Source organism: Burkholderia metallica (genome assembly GCF_001718555.1).
Classification (GTDB): Bacteria; Pseudomonadota; Gammaproteobacteria; order Burkholderiales; family Burkholderiaceae; genus Burkholderia; species Burkholderia metallica.
Genome location: NZ_CP013401.1, coordinates 2,859,508 through 2,881,482 on the forward strand (window position 1 = coordinate 2,859,508; position 21,975 = coordinate 2,881,482).

General features: G+C 65.2%; 17 protein-coding genes. 10 read left to right on the plus strand and 7 right to left on the minus strand.

The annotated features are described in order from the left end of the window. Positions 1-87: 87 nt before the first annotated feature. The 4 genes from ileS to dut all read left to right on the plus strand — a co-directional run bounded on the left by ileS (position 88) and on the right by dut (position 5,209). Positions 88-2,925, plus strand: a complete 2,838-nt coding sequence (ileS, locus tag WJ16_RS12920; RefSeq protein ID WP_069257386.1) for an isoleucine--tRNA ligase — start codon at positions 88-90, stop codon at positions 2,923-2,925. A 2-nt stretch (positions 2,926-2,927) separates the two neighbouring features. Beyond that, positions 2,928-3,428, plus strand: a complete 501-nt coding sequence (gene lspA / locus WJ16_RS12925) for a signal peptidase II (protein ID WP_069257387.1) — start codon at positions 2,928-2,930, stop codon at positions 3,426-3,428. A gap of 67 nt (positions 3,429-3,495) precedes the next feature. Beyond that, positions 3,496-4,707 carry a bifunctional phosphopantothenoylcysteine decarboxylase/phosphopantothenate--cysteine ligase CoaBC gene (gene coaBC, locus WJ16_RS12930; protein ID WP_069257388.1) on the plus strand — a complete coding sequence of 404 codons (1,212 nt, stop codon included), beginning with the start codon at positions 3,496-3,498 and terminating at the stop codon, positions 4,705-4,707. A gap of 55 nt (positions 4,708-4,762) precedes the next feature. Continuing rightward, positions 4,763-5,209 (plus strand): dUTP diphosphatase, encoded by a 447-nt coding sequence (gene dut, locus WJ16_RS12935; protein ID WP_069257389.1) that lies wholly within the window; start codon positions 4,763-4,765, stop codon positions 5,207-5,209. Between the two features lie 47 nt (positions 5,210-5,256). Here the strand turns inward: dut and WJ16_RS12940 are convergent, their stop codons facing one another. From WJ16_RS12940 to clpS, 4 genes are all read right to left on the minus strand, one after another. Continuing rightward, a complete protein-coding gene (locus tag WJ16_RS12940) occupies positions 5,257-6,027 on the minus strand; it encodes a COG4705 family protein (RefSeq protein WP_069257390.1) in 771 nt (256 codons plus the stop codon). A gap of 135 nt (positions 6,028-6,162) precedes the next feature. Continuing rightward, a complete protein-coding gene (locus WJ16_RS12945) occupies positions 6,163-7,542 on the minus strand; it encodes an amino acid permease (protein ID WP_069258054.1) in 1,380 nt (459 codons plus the stop codon). Positions 7,543-7,645: 103 nt separating this feature from the next. After that, positions 7,646-9,946 carry an ATP-dependent Clp protease ATP-binding subunit ClpA gene (gene clpA, locus WJ16_RS12950; RefSeq protein WP_069257391.1) on the minus strand — a complete coding sequence of 767 codons (2,301 nt, stop codon included), beginning with the start codon at positions 9,944-9,946 and terminating at the stop codon, positions 7,646-7,648. Beyond that, entirely contained in the window at positions 9,943-10,257 is a 315-nt protein-coding gene (clpS, locus tag WJ16_RS12955) for an ATP-dependent Clp protease adapter ClpS (protein WP_006398529.1), read from the minus strand. Before clpS ends, clpA begins: the two co-directional genes overlap by 4 nt. A 543-nt stretch (positions 10,258-10,800) precedes the next feature. On the opposite strand from clpS, the gene WJ16_RS12960 reads away from it, so the two are divergent. Further along, a complete protein-coding gene (locus tag WJ16_RS12960) occupies positions 10,801-11,004 on the plus strand; it encodes a cold-shock protein (protein ID WP_006488945.1) in 204 nt (67 codons plus the stop codon). A 181-nt stretch (positions 11,005-11,185) separates the two neighbouring features. On the opposite strand, the gene WJ16_RS12965 is transcribed toward WJ16_RS12960, so the two are convergent. Beyond that, entirely contained in the window at positions 11,186-12,775 is a 1,590-nt protein-coding gene (locus WJ16_RS12965; RefSeq protein WP_069257392.1) for a multicopper oxidase family protein, read from the minus strand. A 632-nt stretch (positions 12,776-13,407) separates the two neighbouring features. Between WJ16_RS12965 and WJ16_RS12970 the strand changes: the two genes are divergently transcribed. Next, a complete protein-coding gene (locus tag WJ16_RS12970) occupies positions 13,408-13,632 on the plus strand; it encodes a hypothetical protein (RefSeq protein WP_006490888.1) in 225 nt (74 codons plus the stop codon). A 123-nt stretch (positions 13,633-13,755) separates the two neighbouring features. On the opposite strand, the gene WJ16_RS12975 is transcribed toward WJ16_RS12970, so the two are convergent. Continuing rightward, positions 13,756-15,984 carry an NADP-dependent isocitrate dehydrogenase gene (locus WJ16_RS12975; RefSeq protein WP_069257393.1) on the minus strand — a complete coding sequence of 743 codons (2,229 nt, stop codon included), beginning with the start codon at positions 15,982-15,984 and terminating at the stop codon, positions 13,756-13,758. A 248-nt stretch (positions 15,985-16,232) separates the two neighbouring features. Then, a complete protein-coding gene (icd, locus tag WJ16_RS12980; RefSeq protein WP_006478026.1) occupies positions 16,233-17,489 on the minus strand; it encodes an NADP-dependent isocitrate dehydrogenase in 1,257 nt (418 codons plus the stop codon). A 277-nt stretch (positions 17,490-17,766) separates the two neighbouring features. Between icd and WJ16_RS12990 the strand changes: the two genes are divergently transcribed. The 4 genes from WJ16_RS12990 to fusA all read left to right on the plus strand — a co-directional run bounded on the left by WJ16_RS12990 (position 17,767) and on the right by fusA (position 21,834). Beyond that, positions 17,767-18,345, plus strand: coding sequence for a pseudouridine synthase (locus WJ16_RS12990; protein ID WP_069257395.1), 579 nt, complete (start codon positions 17,767-17,769; stop codon positions 18,343-18,345). 281 nt (positions 18,346-18,626) lie between these two features. Beyond that, positions 18,627-18,842, plus strand: coding sequence for a hypothetical protein (locus WJ16_RS33215; RefSeq protein WP_011352970.1), 216 nt, complete (start codon positions 18,627-18,629; stop codon positions 18,840-18,842). A 160-nt stretch (positions 18,843-19,002) separates the two neighbouring features. Beyond that, positions 19,003-19,503 carry a DUF192 domain-containing protein gene (locus WJ16_RS12995; RefSeq protein WP_069257396.1) on the plus strand — a complete coding sequence of 167 codons (501 nt, stop codon included), beginning with the start codon at positions 19,003-19,005 and terminating at the stop codon, positions 19,501-19,503. Between the two features lie 219 nt (positions 19,504-19,722). Then, positions 19,723-21,834, plus strand: coding sequence for an elongation factor G (fusA, locus tag WJ16_RS13000; RefSeq protein WP_069257397.1), 2,112 nt, complete (start codon positions 19,723-19,725; stop codon positions 21,832-21,834). Positions 21,835-21,975 lie beyond the last annotated feature (141 nt).

Here is a 21,975-nt window from a genome sequence, read left to right on the forward strand (position 1 = left end):
CGGCGCCGCACGCTCGCGCCGCTCACCGGCGCGCATCCCCGATTCACGACGCTCGCGCGTCCCCCCGATTTAGATAGCGATCCCATCATGAGCAACAAGAAAGCCGATTCGAAACCGCAGGCCAAGTATCCGGTCAACCTGCTCGACACGCCGTTCCCGATGCGCGGCGACCTGCCCAAGCGCGAGCCGCAGTGGGTCAAGGAATGGGAAGAGCGCGGCATCTACGACAAGATCCGCGCGGCCAGCGCAGGCCGCCCGAAGTTCATCCTGCACGACGGCCCGCCGTATGCGAACGGCGACATCCACCTCGGCCACGCGGTCAACAAGATCCTGAAGGACATCGTCGTCAAGTCGCGCAACATGGCCGGCTTCGACGCGCCATACGTGCCCGGCTGGGACTGTCACGGGATGCCGATCGAGATCCAGATCGAGAAGCAGTTCGGCAAGTCGCTGCCGGCCGCCGAAGTGATGAGCAAGGCGCGCGCGTACGCGACCGAGCAGATCGAGAAGCAGAAGGTCGGCTTCAAGCGCCTGGGCGTGCTCGGCGACTGGGCGAACCCGTACAAGACGATGAACTTCGTCAACGAGGCGGAAGAAATCCGCGCGCTCGGCAAGATCATCGAGAAGGGCTACGTGTATCGCGGGCTGAAGCCGGTGAACTGGTGCTTCGACTGCGGCTCGGCGCTCGCTGAAGCGGAAGTCGAGTACAAGGACCGCACCGACCCGACGATCGACGTGATGTTCGCGTTCGCCGAACCGGAAAAGACCGCGCACGCATTCGGCCTGCCGGCGCTCCCGCGCGCCGAGGGCGGCATCGTGATCTGGACCACCACGCCGTGGACGATTCCCGCGAACCAGGCGCTGAACCTCCATCCGGAAATCGTCTACGCGCTGGTCGATACCGAGCGCGGGCTGCTGATCATCGCCGAAGAGCGCGTCGAAGCCTGCATGACCGACTTCAAGCTGACCGGCCGCGTCGTCGCAACCGCGCCGGGCGTGAAGCTCGCGAACCTGCGCTTCCACCACCCGCTCGCGTCGGCCCACCCCGGCTACAAGCGCACCGCGCCCGTCTACCTGGGCGACTACGTGACGACCGACACGGGTACCGGCGTCGTGCACTCGTCGCCCGCGTACGGTATCGAAGACTTCATGTCGTGCAAGGCGCACGGGATGACCGATTCGGACTTCATCAACCCGGTGATGGGCGACGGCCGCTATATCGAATCGCTGCCGCTGTTCGGCGGCCTGTCGATCTGGGATGCGAACCCGAAGATCGTCGACGCGCTGAACGCGGCCGGCTCGCTGCTGCGCAGCGAGAAGTACACGCACAGCTACATGCACTGCTGGCGCCACAAGACGCCGATCATCTACCGCGCGACGTCGCAGTGGTTCGCCGGCATGGACGTGACGCCGCGCGACGGCGGCAAGACGCTGCGCGAAACGGCGCTCGAAGGCGTCGACGCGACCGCGTTCTACCCGTCGTGGGGCAAGCAGCGCCTGTTCAGCATGATCGCGAACCGTCCCGACTGGACGCTGTCGCGCCAGCGCCAGTGGGGCGTGCCGATGGCGTTCTTCGTGCACAAGGAAACCGGCGAACTGCATCCGCGCACGCTCGAGCTGCTCGAGGAAGTCGCGAAGCGCGTCGAGCAGTCGGGCATCGAGGCGTGGCAGTCGCTCGACCCGCGCGAGCTGATCGGCGACGACGCGAACCTGTACGAAAAGAACCGCGACACGCTCGACGTGTGGTTCGACTCGGGCACGACGCACTGGCACGTGCTGCGCGGATCGCACAAGGATCAGCTTCAGTTCCCGGCCGACCTGTACCTCGAAGGCTCGGACCAGCATCGCGGCTGGTTCCATTCGTCGCTGCTCACGGCGTCGATGATCGACGGCCGCGCGCCGTACAAGGGCCTGCTCACGCACGGCTTCACGGTCGACGGCGAAGGCCGCAAGATGAGCAAGTCGCTCGGCAACGGCATCGACCCGCATGAAGTCGCGAACCGGCTCGGCGCGGAAATCATCCGCCTGTGGATCGCGTCGACCGACTACTCGGGCGAGCTCGCGATCTCCGAGGAGATCCTGAAGCGCGTGACCGAAGGCTATCGCCGCATCCGCAACACGCTGCGCTTCCTGCTCGCGAACCTGTCGGACTTCGACTTCGCGCAGCACGCAGTGCCGGTCGACGAATGGCTCGAGATCGACCGCTATGCGGTCGCGTTCTCGCAGCAACTGCAGACGGAACTGCTCGGTCATTACGAGAAGTACGAATTCCACCCGGTCGTCGCGAAGCTGCAGACGTACTGCTCCGAAGACCTCGGCGGCTTCTACCTCGACGTGCTGAAGGACCGCCTGTACACGAGCGCGGCCGATTCGCGCGCGCGCCGTTCCGCGCAGACCGCGCTGTACCACCTAACGCACGGGCTGCTGCGCGTGCTCGCGCCGTTCCTGTCGTTCACGGCGGAAGAAGCGTGGAAGGTGTTCCAGCCGGCCAGCGACACGATCTTCACGGAAACCTACTACGCGTATCCGGAAGTCGACGGCGCAGCCGCGTTGATCGACAAGTGGGCGCTGCTGCGCGACGTGCGCGGCAACGTGACGAAGGCGCTCGAGGAAGCGCGTACCGCGAACCGCATCGGTTCGTCGCTGCAGGCCGAAGTCGCCGTGCATGCGAGCGGCGCGCGCTACGATGCGCTCACGAGCCTCGGCGACGACCTGAAGTTCGTGCTGATCACGTCAGCGGCGACGGTCGTGAAGGTCGACGACGAAGCGCAGGAAAGCGTCGACGTGGCCGCGTCGACGTACCAGAAGTGCGAGCGCTGCTGGCACTACCGCGCAGATGTCGGCGCGCACGCCGATCATCCGACGCTGTGCGGCCGCTGCTTCTCCAACCTGTTCGAAAACGGCGAAACCCGGAGCGCTGCCTGACCATGGCGAAAACCCTGTCGAAACCCGCCAGCGGCGCACTCGCGCCCTGGCTCGGTATTTCGCTGATCGTGATCCTGTTCGACCAGTTGTCGAAGATCGCGATCCTGAAGACGTTCGCGTACGGCGCGCAGCATGCGCTGACGTCGTTCTTCAATCTCGTGCTGGTGTACAACCGCGGCGCCGCGTTCGGCTTCCTGTCGACCGCGAGCGGCTGGCAGCGCTGGGCGTTCACCGCGCTCGGCATCGGCGCGACGCTCGTGATCTGCTTCCTGCTGCGCCGCCACGGCCAGCAGCGGCTGTTCAGCCTGTCGCTCGCGCTGATCCTCGGCGGTGCGCTCGGCAACGTGATCGACCGGCTCGTCTACGGCCACGTGATCGACTTCCTCGATTTCCACGTCGGCGCGTGGCATTTCCCGGCGTTCAACCTCGCCGATTCCGCGATCACGGTCGGTGCGGTGCTGCTGATCTACGACGAACTGCGTCGCGTGCGCGGCTCGCGCTAAGCGCGCATACTCGGCGTCGACGGCCGGCTTCGCGCCGGCCGTTCCGTTTGACCCTTGGAGGCCTGAGTTGGCACACGCAGAACTCGCAGGAAAACACCTCGTTCTCGGCCTGACGGGCGGCATCGCCTGCTACAAGATCGCCGAGCTCACGCGGCTGCTCACGAAGGCCGGCGCGACCGTCCAGGTCGCGATGACCGAAGCCGCCACCCAGTTCATCACGCCCGTCACGATGCAGGCGCTGTCGGGCCGGCCCGTCTATACGAGCCAGTGGGACGCGCGCATCGACAACAACATGGCGCACATCGACCTGTCGCGCGAAGCCGACGCGATCGTGATCGCGCCCGCATCCACCGATTTCCTCGCGAAGCTCGCGCACGGGTTCGCGGACGATTTGCTGTCGACGCTGTGCGTCGCGCGCGATTGCCCGTTGCTCGTCGTCCCCGCCATGAATCGCCAGATGTGGCAGAACCCGGCCACGCAGCGCAACGCCGCGCAACTGCGCGCGGACGGCGTGTCGGTGCTCGGCCCGGATTCGGGCGCGCAGGCGTGCGGCGAAGTCGGCGACGGCCGCATGCTCGAGCCCGAGGCGATCTATGAAGCGATCGTTGCGCACTTCGCGCCGAAGGTGCTCGCGCATCGGCGCGTGCTGATCACGGCCGGGCCGACGTTCGAGCCGCTCGACCCGGTGCGCGGCCTCACGAACCGCTCGAGCGGCAAGATGGGCTTCGCGCTCGCGCGCGCCGCGCAGCAGGCCGGCGCCGACGTGCATCTCGTCGCCGGGCCGGTCGCGCTCGACACGCCGTGGGGTGTGTACCGCCAGGACGTGCAGACGGCCCGCCAGATGTACGACGCGGTCATGCATGCGGTCAACGACGCCGACATCTTCATCGCGGTGGCCGCGGTGGCCGACTGGCGCGTCGAGCAGCCCGCCGAGCACAAGATCAAGAAGACGGCCGATCGCAAGATGCCCACGCTCGCATTCGTCGAAAACCCCGACATCCTCGCGTCGGTCGCCGCGCTGCCCGATCCGCCGTTCTGCGTCGGGTTCGCGGCCGAAAGCGGCGACCTCGACGTGCACGGCGACGAGAAGCGCAAGCGCAAGAACGTGCCGCTGCTCGTCGGCAACCTCGGCCCGCTGACGTTCGGCCGCGACGACAACGAAGTCGTGCTGTTCGAGGCCGCCGGCCTCACCCGCCTGCCGCGCGCCCCGAAGGACGCACTCGCGCACACGCTCGTCGCGGAAATCGCGAAGCGCCTGCCCGACAATCGCCTGATCTGATCACCCGTGCGGCGGCGCTTGCCGCCGCCCCTTTCCCGACCGATTCGACGATCGCATGAAACTCGACCTGAAGATTCTCGACGCGCGTATGCGCGACTACCTGCCCGCCTACGCGACCACCGGCAGCGCGGGCCTCGACCTGCGAGCGTGTCTCGACGCGCCGGTCACGCTGCAGCCGGGCGAAACGACGCTCGTGCCGACGGGCCTCGCGATCCACCTCGCCGACCCCGGCTATGCGGCGCTGATCCTGCCGCGCTCGGGCCTCGGCCACAAGCACGGGATCGTGCTCGGCAACCTGGTCGGCTTGATCGACTCCGACTACCAGGGCCAGTTGATGGTGTCGACGTGGAACCGCGGCCACACCGAGTTCGTGCTGAACCCGTTCGAGCGCCTCGCGCAGCTCGTGATCGTGCCGGTCGTACAGGCGCAGTTCAACATCGTCGACGATTTCGCCGAGAGCGATCGCGGCGAAGGCGGCTTCGGCAGCACCGGCCGTCACTGAACGGCACACGCAAAAAGGGACCTCGCGGTCCCTTTTTTTCGTTCACGTCATTCGCCGGCTGCACGCGCGATCCGCGTCGGCACCGGTTCGCCGCGCCGCGCGTGCGCGATGCTCGCGTAGATCACCATCGCGACCAGCACGCCGAGCAGCACGGCCGACGAACCGATCGTGCCGAGCGCCAGGCCGCCCTTCGCAACCGGTTTCGTCAGCAGATCGCCGACCGTCGCGCCGAACGGGCGCGTGAGCACGAACGCCGCCCAGAACAGCAGCACGCCCGAGATCCGCGTGACATAGTGCGCCAGCACGATCGCCGCGAGCAGCCCGCCGATCAGCAGCGCACCACCGCCGAAGCCGAGCCCCGAGCTGTCCGCGAGGAAGTCGCCGAGCGCGGTGCCGAGCGTATTCGAGAAGAGAATCGCGATCCAGTACAGCAGCTCGACCTTGCGCGTGCGGATCAGGTCGACCGACAGCGATTCGCCGCTCAGGCGCCACACCGCGAAGATTGCCAGCAGGATCGCGACGAGGATCGACGAGCCGGCTGCATAGCCGAGGCCGAGCGTGCGGTCCATGAAGTCGGACATCGTCGTGCCGGCGGTGCTCGTCGCGACGATCACCGCCCAGTAGATCGCCGGGCGATAGCGTGTCGTCCTGAGCTGGGCACCCAGCGTCGCGAGGAAGAAACCGAACAGCAGGATCGAGCTCACCGCGTAGCCGACGTTCAGCGTCATCGACAGCAGGTCGCCGCCGGTTTCGCCGAGCGTCGTCGCGCAGATCTTCATGATCCAGAACGCGAGCGTGATTTCGGGAAGTTTGTTCATTCAGACCCCTTGCAGGAAAGCGGCCGGCCGGCGAGTGCCGGCCCGCCTTGCAGACAGGATCGAATGTAGTCGCTGCGTGCTTAACGGAACCTTAGCGGTCGTGAAACCCCGCCGCGGGCGGGCGCGCCGCCACGGTCAACGGGCATGTTCGTGCCGGTAATGCAGCGCATACGCGAGCGTAAGCAGCACCACGAACACGACGCCGACCACCATCGTCATCCGGAATTCGCGCGTGAATGCGGTCGTGAACAGGATCGCCGCGACGAGCGCCGCACCGAGCAGGCTGCCGAACGGGTGGCCCCACATCCGGAACGCGAGCGCCGGGCCGCGGTACTGCGAACGGAAGCGCAGATGCGTGACGAAGATCATCAGCCACGTGAACAGCGCGCCGAACATCGCGATCGCCATCATCACGGTGAACGCGGTGTCGGGCGCCAGCGCGACCAGCACGGCCGCGACCGCGACGCCGCTCGTCGAGATCCACAGCGCCGCGCGCGGCACGCCGTTCGTGCCGAGCCGGCCGAACACCGCGGGCGCGAGCCGTGCGCGCGACAGGCTGAACATCATCCGCGTCGTCACGTAAAGCTGGCTGTTCATCGCCGACAACGCCGCGATCAGCAGCACGAAGTTGATCACGCCCGCCGCGTACGGCACGTGCGTCGCGGCCATCACCTTCACGAACGGGCTTTCGTCGGTGCCGGCCTGCGTCCACGGCACGATCGCCAGCATCAGCGCGAGCGTCAGCAGGTAGAACAGCACGAGCCGGAACACGGTCGAGCGGAACGCACGCGTGACCGCATGCTGCGGATCGCGCGCCTCGCCGGCCGCGATCGCGACGGCTTCGATGCTCATGTAGCTGAAGATCGCGACGATCACCGCGACCCAGGTGCCCCACGGGCCCTTCGGCATGAAGCCGCCGTGCGCGGTGTAGTTCGCGAAGCCGATGCCCGATGCGGCCGGCGCCGACCACACGAGATAGGCGCCGAGCACGATGAACACGACGATCGCCGCGATCTTCAGCAGCGAGAACGCATACTCGACCGTGCCGTACAGCGTGACGCTCGCGAGGTTCACCGCGATCAGCAGCGCGGAGAAGCCGATCACCCAGTACCAGCCGGGCACGGCCGGGAACCAGTACTTCATGAACACGGCGATCGCGCTGATCTCGGTGCCGATCGCGAACACGACCGCGAACCAGTACGCATAACGTACCAGGAAGCCCGCAAGCGGGCCCACGTAGTGCTCGGCATACGCGCCGAACGAGCCGGCCGTCGGATGCGCGACCGTCATTTCCGCGAGCGCGCCCATCAGCAGCAGCGCGATCAGTGCGCCGATCGCATAGGAAACGAGCACGCTCGGGCCGGCGAGCCCGATCGCGAACCCGCTGCCGAGGAACAGCCCCGTGCCGATCGCGCCGCCGATCGCGATCATCGCCATCTGCCCCGACGTCAGCGCGTGGCGCAATCCTTGTTCGCGCGCGACGATATCGTCGAACGACCGTTGTTGTTGTGTCACCGCGTTACCACTCCCCTGCACCACCATCGCGCCACCGGCGCCGGATAAAACGAAACGGCGCGGAGAACTTCCCGCGCCGTTCGCATGAACAACGAATTATCGCTTACTCGACTTCGACCGTCTCTTCGTTCGGCTTGTGCGGCGGATTCGCCAGCTTGTCGAACGACAACTGCACCTTGTCGTTTTCGTCGACGTCGACCGTCACGTGACCGCCGGTGAGGAGCTTGCCGAACAGCAGCTCGTCGGCCAGCGCGCGACGGATCGTGTCCTGGATCAGCCGCTGCATCGGCCGCGCGCCCATCAGCGGGTCGAAGCCGTGCTTCGCGAGATGCTTGCGCAACGCGTCGGTGAAGAGCGCGTCGACCTTCTTCTCGTGCAACTGTTCCTCCAGCTGGATCAGGAACTTGTCGACCACGCGCATGATGATTTCCTCATCGAGCGAGCGGAAGCTGATGATCGAATCCAGGCGGTTGCGGAACTCCGGCGTGAACAGGCGCTTGATGTCGGTCATCTCGTCGCCCGTCTCGCGGCGCGTCGTGAAGCCGATCGTCGCCTTCTGCATCGACTCGGCGCCCGCGTTCGTCGTCATGATGATGATGACGTTGCGGAAATCCGCCTTGCGGCCGTTGTTGTCCGTCAGCGTGCCGTGGTCCATCACCTGCAGCAGCACGTTGAAGATGTCCGGATGCGCCTTCTCGATTTCGTCGAGCAGCAACACGCAGTGCGGCTTCTTCGTGACGGCTTCGGTCAGCAGGCCGCCCTGGTCGAACCCGACGTAGCCCGGCGGCGCGCCGATCAGGCGGCTCACCGCGTGACGCTCCATGTATTCCGACATGTCGAAGCGGATCAGCTCGATGCCGAGCGTGAACGCGAGCTGGCGCGCCACTTCGGTCTTGCCGACGCCCGTCGGGCCGGAGAACAGGAACGCGCCGATCGGCTTGTCCATCTTGCCGAGGCCCGCGCGCGCCATCTTGATCGACGCGGCGAGCGCGTCGATCGCCGGATCCTGGCCGAACACGACGCTCTTCAGGTCGCGGTCGAGCGTCTGCAGCTTGCTGCGATCGTCCTGCGACACGCTCTGCGCCGGCACGCGCGCGATCTTCGAGATGATTTCCTCGATCTCGCTCTTGCCGATCGTCTTCTTCTGCTTCGACTTCGGCAGGATGCGCTGGGCCGCGCCCGCTTCGTCGATCACGTCGATCGCCTTGTCCGGCAGATGACGGTCGGTGATGAAGCGCGCCGACAGTTCGGCCGCGGCCGACAGCGCACCCGACGAATACTTGACGCCGTGGTGCTCCTCGAAGCGCGACTTCAGCCCGCGCAGGATCGCGACCGTCTGCTCGACGGTCGGCTCCGTCACGTCGACCTTCTGGAAGCGCCGCGACAGCGCCGCATCCTTCTCGAAGATGCCGCGATATTCGGTGAACGTGGTCGCGCCGATGCACTTGAGCGTGCCCGACGACAGCGCCGGCTTCAACAGGTTCGACGCGTCGAGCGTGCCGCCCGATGCGGCGCCCGCGCCGATCAGCGTGTGAATTTCGTCGATGAACAGGATCGCGTGCGGACGCTCCTTCAGCTCTTTCAGCACCGTCTTCAGACGCTGCTCGAAATCGCCGCGATACTTGGTGCCCGCGAGCAGCGCGCCCATGTCGAGCGAATAGACCTGCGCATTCGCGAGGATGTCCGGCACTTCGCCGCGCGTGATGCGATACGCGAGCCCTTCGGCGATCGCGGTCTTGCCGACCCCGGCCTCGCCGACGAGCAGCGGATTGTTCTTGCGGCGACGGCACAGCACCTGGACCACGCGCTCGACCTCGGGCTCGCGACCGATCAGCGGATCGATGCGGCCGTCCTTCGCCATCTGATTCAGGTTCTGCGTGAACTGCGCGAGCGGCGTTTCCTTCTGCGCATTCGCGTCTTCGCTTTCCGCGTTCGCGTCGGCCGACTTCGCGGCTTCGCCGCTGTTCGTCTTCGCGATGCCGTGCGAAATGAAGTTCACCACGTCGAGACGCGTGACGCCCTGCTGCTGCAGGTAGTACACGGCATGCGAATCCTTCTCGCCGAAGATCGCGACCAGCACGTTCGCGCCGGTGACTTCCTTCTTGCCGTTCGACGTCGACTGGACGTGCATGATCGCGCGCTGGATCACGCGCTGGAAACCCAGCGTCGGCTGGGTATCGACATCGTCGGTACCCGGGACGGTAGGTGTGTTGTCGTGGATGAAATTGCGCAGGTTCTGACGCAGGTCCTCGATGTTTGCCGCGCACGCGCGCAACACCTCGGCCGCCGTCGGATTATCCAGCAGGGCCAGCAATAGATGCTCGACCGTAATGAACTCATGGCGCGCCTGACGTGCTTCCATGAACGCCATGTGCAGGCTGACTTCCAATTCCTGGGCAATCATGCTTCCTCCATCACGCACTGCAGCGGATGCCCGGCCTGCCGCGCATGGGTAACGACTTGCTCAACCTTGGTCGACGCGATGTCCCGCGTATAGACCCCACATACCCCTCGCCCTTCACGATGGACCTTCAGCATGATCTGCGTGGCCGTCTCGCGATCCTTCTTGAAATACTCCTGGACCACCATCACGACGAATTCCATCGGCGTGAAGTCGTCGTTCAGCAGCACCACCTTGTACATCGAAGGCGGCTTGAGCTTCTGCTGCTTGCGTTCCAGGACGGTACTGTCCTGCTTGTCCGGGATAATCGCCATACACCCATTCTAAACAACTCGGACAGGCCCGCAATCCTGCCATTACCCGACCGACCGGCCGGCGCCCTCCCCGGAAACCCGGAACACGCGATCTTCTTCGTGCCATACGAAAGCCGGCTGCGGTGCCGGCTTTCACGCGTGGCGCGGAACACGAACCGTCAGGGGAACCGCACCGGAACGTCATATCCGCATCCAGTATCCCACAAGCCGGGACGACTCGAACGCGTGTCACTCGAGCCTGGTATATGAGCCGATTATGCGGCTTTTCAAGCCCTCGCGCTTGGCCGCGTGCTGCGAAGCAAAGCCGGAAAAACCCTGAAAATGGGTTCTTTACAACGGCCCTCTAAACGTCTAAAAATTCCACTTGACACTCCAATAAAGAGCGCCAACAATCAAGCTGGCACTTTTTTCAATTTGCCGGTTGGCGAAATGAAAGAGGCCGAGGTGAGCTTGTGAGGGGGGAACGGCTGCATTTCCGGTCGTTTAGCTTTTCGAGCGTGCTCGTGGTAAGTAGCAGCGACTGTGTGACAGGGGAAGTAGGAAATGGCAACTGGTATCGTTAAGTGGTTCAACGACGCGAAGGGCTTCGGTTTCATCACTCCCGACGAGGGCGGTGAGGATCTGTTTGCGCACTTTTCGGCTATCACCATGAATGGCTTCAAGACGCTGAAGGAAGGCCAGAAGGTGAGCTTTGACGTCGTCCAAGGGCCGAAGGGCAAGCAAGCGTCGAACATCCAGGCCGTATAAGGCACCGGATATCAGACGAAGAAACCCGGTGCATTGCGCCGGGTTTCTTTTTTTCGAGGCCGGCCAATCGATTATCGATTGGCCGGCCTTTTCGTTCAATCCCGATAATTGAACACGTATTGTCTCGTCGCACGCGCAGATCGCATACTCGTCCGGCACGTGAAACATAATCACCACTTCGTTACACGACTTTCAGCGTGCCCATCATGCCGAGATCCTCGTGTTCGAGAATGTGGCAATGAAACATGCGCTCGCCGGGCATGTCCTGCGTGACGAGAATCGACACGGTTTCACCGCTGCGCACGTTCACGGTATCGCGCCATGCGCGGAACGGTTCGCTCGTGCGCGAACCGTCCGCTGCGCGCTCGATCACCTGGAACTGCGTGCCGTGCAGGTGGAACGGGTGATCCATGTCGGTGCCGTTGCGGATCGTCCAGCGCTCGACGTCGCCGCGGCGGCTCGTCAGCGTCGCGCGGTGCGCCGCGTAGGTCTCGCCGTTGATCGTGAAACGCATGCCCGCCGGGCGCCCGTGCGCGCCGCCCTTCATCATCGCGTCCATGTCCATCTCTTCGCCGAACGCGACCTCCTTGTGCGCGACCGGCTCGCCCAGCGGCGGCACCGCGCGCAGGGTGGCCGGCAGCACGCGGGGAGCGGCCGGCGCGAACGCGACGTCCGCCAGGGCCAGCGCCGGATCGGGCGGCAGGCTGCCGTGCCCGTCGTCGTGCGACATCGACATCTTGCGGCGGTCGTATTCGGCCGCCTGCAGCACCGCGTGCGACGCATGATCGCCGGCGCGCACCAGCAGCTCCGCACGTTCGCCCGGCGCGATCAGCAGCGACGTGACGCGGCGCGGCGCGGCGAACAGCCCGCCGTCGGTGCCCACATGCTCGAACGCGCGGCCGTCGTCGAACGCGACGCGCAGGTAGCGCGCGCTGCACGCGTTCCACACGCGCCAGCGCTCGTCGCCGGCGACGTCGATCCGCGGCCGGCGTGCGCCGTTGACGAGCACGAACTGACCTTCGCGGCCGTTCATCCAGTCCATCATGTCGTTCGGGGCGATCGTGCCGTCGCGCGCAAGCTTCAGGTCCGACACGAACAGGTTGCGCTCGGGCCAGCCCGCCAGCGGATCGTCCGCGGCGCGCACGACGAACGGGCCGGCCAGCCCGCGGAACACCTGCTCGGCCGTCATCATGTGCGGATGCGGGTGGTACCAGTAGGTGCCGGCGCTCCCCTTCGGCAGCGTGAAGCGGTACACGCGCGACGCGCCGGGCGCGACGGGATCAGACGGGTTGCCGTCCTGGTCGGGCGGCACGGGCAGGCCGTGCCAGTGGATCGTCGACGGCTGCGGCAGCTTGTTCACGAACCTGATCTCGACCGTATCGCCCTCGCGCACGTCGATCAGCGGACCGACGACCGGGCCCTGCGTGCCCGCGCCGAACTGCCAGAACGTGGTCGGCCGAGCACCGCGCAGCATCGGGCGCGCCACCGGCTGCGCCACCAGCGTGGCCCGGAACGTGCCGGGCTCGCGGCTTTCGTTCGCGAGCGTGCGCAGCGCCGCGAGCGGCGCGCCGGCCGGCAACGCATCGGCGGCCGCGAGCGCGGCCGGCGCGGCCTTGCCGTGCGACCCGTGAGCCGCCATCCCCGACATGCCCGGCATGTCGTCCATCGAGTCCATGCCGGCGTGACCGGCATGCTGCGCCCACGCGGTGCGCGCGAACAGCGACGCGGCTGCGACACCGATGGCGCGCGACAGGAAGGTTCTCCGTATCATCTATCGTTCCTCGTTATCCATGCTGCGTCGCGCGGCCGATGCGACGCCAATGCCCGCGTCATCATAACCGCCGGCCCCTGGCGGGAAGCACCACCGCCGACCGAGCGGCGAAATGCCGCAGGACCCGCCCTTGCCGGCGCATCGAATTCGGCACGTCTCGACCGGCGGCGTCGATCCGCGAAGCACCCACTCACCCGCAACCGTAGCCGTCGTTCGACCCTGCCGCGTGCCCCCGCCGGCCGGTCGTCCGCCGCTTGCCGTTCAGCCCTCACCCTGCACCGGTCGCGTCCCCCGATCGCAAACCCGCCAATATTTCACGATGCGGAACAAATCACTACGTTATAAAAATTTGTGGTGCAGAGCACAAAATTCCCGTTTCGCGATGCCGAAAAACGTTCCGCAATACAAAACGAATGAAATAATTATTTGTTTTTAAACGAGAATTTTTGTTTAGTGAAGCCGTTCTACACGCACCATCCGAGCGGGTCGCGGACGTAGACTTTGTCCCATGCACTGACGCTTCGCCACGACGTTCGATACGGAACCCGGCGCAAGCAGCCAGTCGGGCCGCTGCCGGTCGAACCGGCAAACGGCACAACAGAATCGCTTGTGATCAGAAAGGGAGAACGGAAATGAAGGGATTTCGCTTTGGTTCAGCGCTCGGGTCGTTCTACATCCTGCCGGGTAACGGCGGCTGGGAAGCGACGTTCGGCAACGCCCTGCTCGGCGCATTCTCGTGCCCCGAAGTGGCAGCCGACCACATCTCCCGCGGCGACTGCGAGCAACTGTCCGAACTGGATACCGCGACGCTCGAAGTGCCGCACGAAATCGCCGAATGGGAAATCGTTCACGTCTGAATGACAAGCCGGAAACGAAAAACGCCCCGAACATCCGGGGCGTTTGTCTTTTGTAGCGGGCGGCAGGCAGCAATACCCGCCGCGCCGACACACGCATCGGCTCGCGCGATGGCGCGGCCCGCGTCAGGCGAGCGCGTCGACGATGCCGTTCAGCGTCGCGCTCGGACGCATTGCCTGGCTCGTCAGCTCGACGTTCGGGCGGTAGTAGCCGCCGATGGCCTGCGCGCTGCCCTGCGCGGCCGCCAGTTCTTCCAGAATGCGCGCTTCGTTGTCGGACAGCGCCTTCGCGACGCCTTCGAACTGCGCCTTCAGCGCGACGTCCTCGGTCTGCTCGGCCAGCGCCTGCGCCCAGTACAGGCACAGGTAGAAGTGGCTGCCGCGGTTGTCGAGGCCGCCGACCTTGCGCGCCGGCGACTTGTTCTCGTCCAGGAACTTGCCGGTGGCCTGGTCGAGCGTCTTCGCGAGCACGAGCGCCTTCGGGTTCTGGTACGCGTTGCCCAGGTGCTCGAGCGACGCGGCCAGCGCAAGGAATTCGCCGAGCGAATCCCAGCGCAGGAAGCCTTCCTCGACGAACTGCTGCACGTGCTTCGGCGCCGAACCGCCCGCACCCGTCTCGAACATCCCGCCGCCGGCCATCAGCGGCACGATCGACAGCATCTTCGCGCTGGTGCCGAGCTCCATGATCGGGAACAGGTCGGTCAGGTAATCGCGCAGCACGTTGCCGGTGACCGAGATCGTGTCCTTGCCCGCCCGGATGCGCTCGAGCGAGAAACGCGTCGCGTCGACCGGCGTCATCACGCGGATGTCCAGGCCGGTCGTGTCGTGATCCTTCAGGTAGCGTTCGACCTTCGCGATGATCTGCGCGTCGTGCGCACGTGCCGGGTCGAGCCAGAACACGGCCGGCGCGCCGGTCGCGCGTGCGCGATTCACCGCGAGCTTCACCCAGTCCTGCACCGGTGCGTCCTTCGTCTGGCACATGCGCCAGATGTCGCCCGATTCCACCGCATGCTCGAGCAGCACGTTGCCCGCTTCGTCGGTGACGCGCACGACGCCGTCCGCCGGAATCTGGAACGTCTTGTCGTGCGAACCGTATTCTTCAGCCGCCTGCGCCATCAGGCCGACGTTCGGCACGCTGCCCATCGTGACCGGATCGAACGCGCCGTGCTGCTTGCAGTCCTCGATCACCGCCTGGTACACGCCGGCGTAGCAACGGTCCGGAATCACGGCCTTCGCGTCGTACAGCTGGCCGTCCGGGCCCCACATGCCGCCCGAATCGCGGATCATCGCCGGCATCGATGCGTCGACGATCACGTCGCTCGGCACGTGCAGGTTCGTGATGCCCTTGTCCGAGTTGACCATCGCGAGGCGCGGGCGCACCGCGTATTCGGCCTTGACGTCGGCTTCGATCGCTTCGCGCGTGTCGGCCGGCAGGTCCTTCAGGCGTGCGTACAGGTCGCCGATCCCGTTGTTCGGGTTGAAGCCGACCTTCGCCAGCAGGTCTGCGTGCTTCGCGAGCGCGTCGCGGTAGAACACCGACACGAACTGGCCGAACAGGATCGGGTCCGAGACCTTCATCATGGTCGCCTTCAGGTGCACCGAGAACAGCACGTCCTGCGCCTTCGCGTCGGCGATCTGCGCTTCGATGAAGCTGCGCAGCGCCTTGCGGCTCATCACCGACGCGTCGATCACTTCACCGGCCTTCACGGCCGTCTTTTCCTTCAGCACCTTCTTCACGCCGTCGGTGGTCGTGAGTTCGATCTTCACGCTGCCGGCGTCGGCGATCAACGCCGACTTCTCGCTGCCGTAGAAGTCGCCTTCGCTCATGTGCGCGACGTGCGCCTTCGACGTGGACTTCCACGCGCCCATCTTGTGCGGATGCTTGCGTGCGTAGTTCTTGACCGACAGCGGCGCGCGGCGGTCGGAGTTGCCTTCGCGCAGCACCGGGTTCACCGCGCTGCCCTTGATCTTGTCGTAGCGGGCCTTGATCGCCTTCTCTTCGTCGGTCGACGCTTCGTCCGGATAGGCCGGCAGCGGGTAGCCCTGCGCCTGCAGTTCGGCGATCGCGGCCTTCAGCTGCGGCACCGATGCGCTGATGTTCGGCAGCTTGATGATGTTTGCTTCCGGCTTCAGCGTGAGCTGGCCCAGCTCGGCCAGATCGTCGGAACCCTTCTGCTCGGGCGGCAGGATGTCTGCGAATGCCGCGATGATGCGGCCGGCGAGCGAGATGTCGCGCGTTTCGACGGCGACGCCGGACGAGCGCGTGAAGGCCTTGACGATCGGCAGCAGCGAATAGGTCGCGAGCGCGGGCGCTTCGTCGGTGAGGGTGTAGATGATCTTGGGCGAAGTGGACATGGTCGATGCGTTGCTACGTGAAAATTGTGACTGGGGTGCGCCGGCGGTAACCGGCGGGGAGCGACCGGGTCGGTCGCGAAAGGGGCGCGCCGGCTCAGCCGGGCGAGGGTGTTGCGAGGGCCGTCATGTTCTACCTTGCAGGGCCGCGTGGCCGCCCCGCCAACAAACCTGCCATCCACGAAACGCTCCGGCGCCGGCAGTCAGCGCCGGGGCGGCCGGCAACCTGCCGGCCCACCCCGGAAGGGGTCTTACATGTTCTCGATCAGCACTTCACCGAAGCCCGAGCACGACACCTGCGTCGCACCTTCCATCAGGCGCGCGAAGTCGTACGTGACGCGCTTCTGCAGGATCGACTTCTCCATCGCGGCGATGATCGTATCGGCTGCTTCCGTCCAGCCGAGGTGGCGCAGCATCATTTCCGCCGACAGGATCTCGGAACCCGGGTTCACGTAATCCTTGCCCGCGTACTTCGGCGCGGTGCCGTGCGTCGCTTCGAACATCGCGACCGAATCCGAAAGGTTCGCGCCCGGCGCGATCCCGATGCCGCCGACCTGCGCAGCGAGCGCGTCGGAAATGTAGTCGCCGTTCAGGTTCAGCGTGGCGATCACGTCGTATTCGGCCGGGCGCAGCAGGATCTGCTGCAGGAACGCATCGGCGATCGAATCCTTGATCACGATCTCGTTGCCCGTCTTCGGGTTCTTCACGCGCATCCACGGGCCGCCGTCGATCAGCTCGCCGCCGAATTCCTTCTGCGCGAGCGCGTAGCCGGCGTCACGGAACAGGCCTTCCGTGAACTTCATGATGTTGCCCTTGTGCACCAGCGTGACCGACTTGCGATCGTTGTCGATCGCATACTGGATCGCCTTGCGCACCAGACGCTCGGTGCCTTCGGTCGACACGGGCTTGACGCCGATCCCCGAGGTTTCCGGGAAGCGGATCTTCTTCACGCCCATCTCGTCCTGCAGGAACTTGATGACCTTCTTCGCCTGCTCGGAGCCCGCGGCCCATTCGATGCCCGCGTAGATGTCTTCCGAGTTCTCGCGGAAGATCACCATGTCGATCTTTTGCGGCTCGCGCACCGGCGACGGCACGCCCTTGAAGTACTGCACGGGGCGCAGGCACACGTACAGGTCGAGTTCCTGGCGCAGCGCGACGTTCAGCGAACGGATGCCGCCGCCGACCGGCGTCGTGAGCGGCCCCTTGATCGACACCACGTATTCCTTCAGCACCTGCAGCGTTTCGTCCGGCAGCCACACGTCCGGACCGTACACCTTCGTCGCCTTCTCGCCCGCGAAGATCTCCATCCAGTGAATCTTGCGCTTGCCCTTGTACGCATGCGCGACCGCCGCGTCGACGACCTTGATCATGACCGGCGTGATATCGAAGCCCGTACCGTCGCCTTCGATATAGGGAATGATCGGCTGATCGGAAACGTTGAGCGAGAAGTCCTTGTTGACGGTGATCTTGTCACCGCCTTCCGGAACCTTGATGTGCTGATACGGCATGATCGACTCCAGTGACGTGGCTGAGCAGGTGATGCTGGTCGAAGCTGCGCGCGCGGCGGGGGCGCGGCATGGCCACCCCGTGACGGCAACAGCGAGCCGCTATTCTAGCGCCCCAACCGGGCACTTCGGCACGAAGCGCGGCACTGCGTATCAAGACCCCACTTATGTCTTATATAAGACAGAGGACTTGCCGTTCCGTATTATGCATTAAGATTCCGCCATTTGCCATAGACCGCCCGCCCCCGCTTCCCGCGGCACGCCGGACGGCCGCTCCGCCATGAACCTGATCGCCCTCAACAAGCCGTTCGGCACGATTTGCCAGTTTTCCGCGCACGAGACGCGCCCGTCGCTCGGCGACTGGGTAAAAACGCCCGGCGTGTACGCGGCCGGGCGGCTCGACGCGGACAGCGAAGGGTTGCTGCTGCTCACCGACGACGGCGCGCTGCAGGCGCGCATCGCCGAGCCGCGCCACAAGCTCGTCAAGCGCTACTGGGCGCAGGTCGAGGGCGCGCCCGGCCCCGCCGACCTGAAGGCGCTCGCCCGCGGCGTCGATCTCGGCGACTACGTGACGCGTCCATGCCGCGCCGAATTCATCGAGCCGCCCGACACGCTGTGGGCACGCACCCCGCCGATCCGCTACCGTGCCGCGATCCCGACCACCTGGATCGAACTCGCGATCACCGAAGGCAAGAACCGGCAGGTGCGCCGGATGACGGCGGCCGTGGGCTTCCCGACGTTGCGCCTGGTGCGCGTCGGCATCGGCGCACTGGATGTATTCGCGCTCGGCATTGCACCGGGCGAAACGATCGCGCTGCCGCCGCGCGCGCCGTGGGACGGTTTCGCGGCCGCCGGATGACGCAGGCGAGACACGCGAATTTTTCGTCATCTTTTTCGTCAACCGCCCGCGAAGATCGCGCGTTAAACCACGCAGATGCCAACCTTAGCTATCCGGCATTGGCAGCCGAACCCGTGTTTGCGTCACGAAAGCGACGTTTTTCTCGAATACGATTCGGCGCCCGCAGCGCAATGAGAAATTTCTCGAAGCGTCTGTCAACCGAAAGGTGGATGGCACCGTTAGACGACATGACTCCTATTGCCGGGTCATTTGGTTAATTAACTAAAGCTGAGGAACACAACATGAACAAACTGATCGCCGCTCTGGTCGCTGGCCTCTTCGCAACGGCTGCTTTCGCACAAGCATCGGCTCCGGAAGCTGCTCCGGCTGCTGCTGAAGCTGCTTCGGCACCGGCTAAGCACGCTGCCAAGAAGCACCACGCAGCCAAGAAGCACCACAAGGCATCGAAGAAGGCTGCAGCAAGCGACGCAGCAGCACCGGCAGCTGCTTCGAACTAAGTAAGCTTGCTGTAATAACGCAGTCAAGAACACGCAGTTCTGCCGTTCTTACGGCGTTGAAAGGCAGATCACCGCAAGGCGATCTGCCTTTTTCTTTTTTGTGCCTGCCGGCACGCATCGCGTACCATGCGGGTCTTGCTTTCCAGACAGGAGCCCAGCTGTGTCATTCTCCCTTCGCTCGTCGCTCGGCCGCCTCGCGCGCGCCGCTGTGTTCCCCGCCGCGCTCGCCGTCCTCGCGCTCGGCATGCAGGCCGCCGGCGCGCAGGTGCCGCCCGGCGCGAAGCAGCCGAGCGAATTCCCGCGCGTGAAGCTGCGCGCCGGCATGTACGTGATCGACGCGGCCGTCGCCGCGAACGACCCCGATCGCGAACAGGGGCTGATGTACCGTTCGCAGCTCGCGCCGAACGAAGGCATGCTGTTCGTGTTCAACGAGAACGCGGTGCACTGCTTCTGGATGAAGAACACGCTGATTCCGCTGTCGATCGCGTTCATTCGCGCGGACGGCACGATCACCGACATCGACGAGATGAAGGCCGAAACGACCGACAACCACTGCCCGCGCAACAACGGCGTCTATGCGCTCGAAATGAGCAAGGGCTGGTTCGCGGCGAAGGGCATCAAGCCCGGCATGAAGCTCGAAGGTCTGCCGCAGGCCCAATAACGGCCCTCGCCGCGGCGTCGCGCCGCGTATCGACCTAAGCCGGCTGCCCGTTGGGCGCCGGCTTTTTTGTCGCCCGTCGTCGGCGGCGCCCGGCTTGAATCCACCGTTGTCGGCCGCATCTGCAAAAGCCACGCGCAAGCGCTATGCTTGAAGTCTCGCTTGTTCCAGTCCGGGCCGGCCCAGCCGGCCCGCTTACGATCCGAACCTAAGGAGGTTCACGTGCCCCGCAAAACCCCCATCGAGCGCTATCGCAATATCGGGATCAGCGCTCACATCGATGCCGGCAAGACCACGACGACCGAGCGCATCCTGTTTTACACCGGCGTGAGCCACAAGATCGGCGAAGTGCACGACGGCGCGGCCACGATGGACTGGATGGAACAGGAGCAGGAACGCGGCATCACGATCACGTCGGCGGCGACCACGGCCTTCTGGAAGGGCATGGCCGGCAACTATCCGGAGCACCGGATCAACATCATCGACACCCCCGGGCACGTCGACTTCACGATCGAGGTCGAGCGCTCGATGCGCGTGCTCGACGGTGCGTGCATGGTCTACGACTCGGTCGGCGGCGTGCAGCCGCAATCCGAAACCGTGTGGCGCCAGGCGAACAAGTACAAGGTGCCGCGCATCGCGTTCGTCAACAAGATGGACCGCGTCGGCGCAGACTTCTTCCGCGTGCAGCGGCAGATCGGCGAGCGCCTGAAAGGCGTCGCCGTGCCGATCCAGATTCCGATCGGCGCGGAAGATCATTTCCAGGGCGTCGTCGATCTCGTGAAGATGAAGGCGATCGTGTGGGACGACGAAAGCCAGGGCGTGAAGTTCACGTACGAGGAGATCCCCGCGAACCTCGTCGAACTCGCACACGAGTGGCGCGAGAAGATGGTCGAGGCTGCCGCCGAAGCGAGCGAGGAACTGCTCGAGAAGTACCTGCACGACCACGAATCGCTGACCGAGGACGAGATCAAGGCCGCGCTGCGCAAGCGCACGATCGCGAACGAGATCGTGCCGATGCTGTGCGGCAGCGCGTTCAAGAACAAGGGCGTGCAGGCGATGCTCGACGCGGTGATCGACTACCTGCCGTCGCCCGTCGACGTGCCGGCGATCCTCGGCCACGACTTCGCCGATCCGGAAAAGCCGGCGGAACGTCATCCGAGCGACGACGAGCCGTTCTCGTCGCTCGCGTTCAAGATCATGACCGACCCGTTCGTCGGCCAGTTGATCTTCTTCCGCGTGTATTCAGGCGTCGTCGAATCGGGCGACACGGTCCTCAACGCGACCAAGGACAAGAAGGAACGGCTCGGCCGGATCCTGCAGATGCACGCGAACGAGCGCAAGGAAATCAAGGAAGTGCGCGCGGGCGACATCGCGGCGGCCGTCGGCCTGAAGGAGGCGACCACCGGCGACACGCTGTGCGATCCGGCCAAGCCGATCATCCTCGAGAAGATGGAATTCCCGGAACCGGTGATCTCGCAGGCCGTCGAGCCGAAGACGAAGGCCGACCAGGAAAAGATGGGCCTCGCGCTGAACCGCCTGGCACAGGAAGATCCGTCGTTCCGTGTGCAGACCGACGAGGAATCCGGCCAGACGATCATTTCGGGGATGGGCGAGCTTCACCTCGAAATCCTGGTCGACCGGATGAAGCGTGAATTCGGCGTCGAGGCGACGGTCGGCAAGCCGCAGGTCGCGTATCGCGAAACGGTGCGCACGACGGCGTCCGACGTCGAAGGCAAGTTCGTCAAGCAGTCGGGCGGTCGCGGTCAGTACGGCCATGCGGTGATCACGCTCGAACCGAACCCGGGCAAGGGCTACGAGTTCCTCGACGAGATCAAGGGCGGCGTGATTCCGCGCGAATTCATCCCGGCCGTCGACAAGGGCATCACCGAAACGCTGAAGAGCGGCGTGCTCGCGGGCTATCCGGTCGTCGACGTGAAGGTGCACCTGACGTTCGGCTCGTACCACGACGTCGACTCGAACGAAAACGCGTTCCGCATGGCCGGTTCGATGGCGTTCAAGGAAGCGATGCGCCGCGCGAAGCCGGTGCTGCTCGAGCCGATGATGGCGGTCGAGGTCGAAACGCCCGAGGACTTCATGGGCAACGTGATGGGCGACCTGTCGAGCCGACGCGGCATCGTGCAGGGGATGGAGGACATCGCGGGCGGCGGCGGCAAGCTGGTGCGCGCCGAAGTGCCGCTCGCGGAGATGTTCGGCTATTCGACGTCGCTGCGTTCGGCCACGCAGGGCCGCGCGACCTACACGATGGAGTTCAAGCACTACGCGGAAACGCCGGCCAACGTGTCGGAAGCCGTGATCAACGCGAAAGTGAAGTAAGCAGCGGCGCGCTCGCAAGCAAGGCCCGTCCGGTTCCGGACGGGCCTTTTTCGTTGGCGCGCGCTCCGCGCTTCGTCCACGCGCCAATTTTTGATCGGCATGCCCGGCTTTTTTTCGCGTGCCACAATACGTCGCGATTCG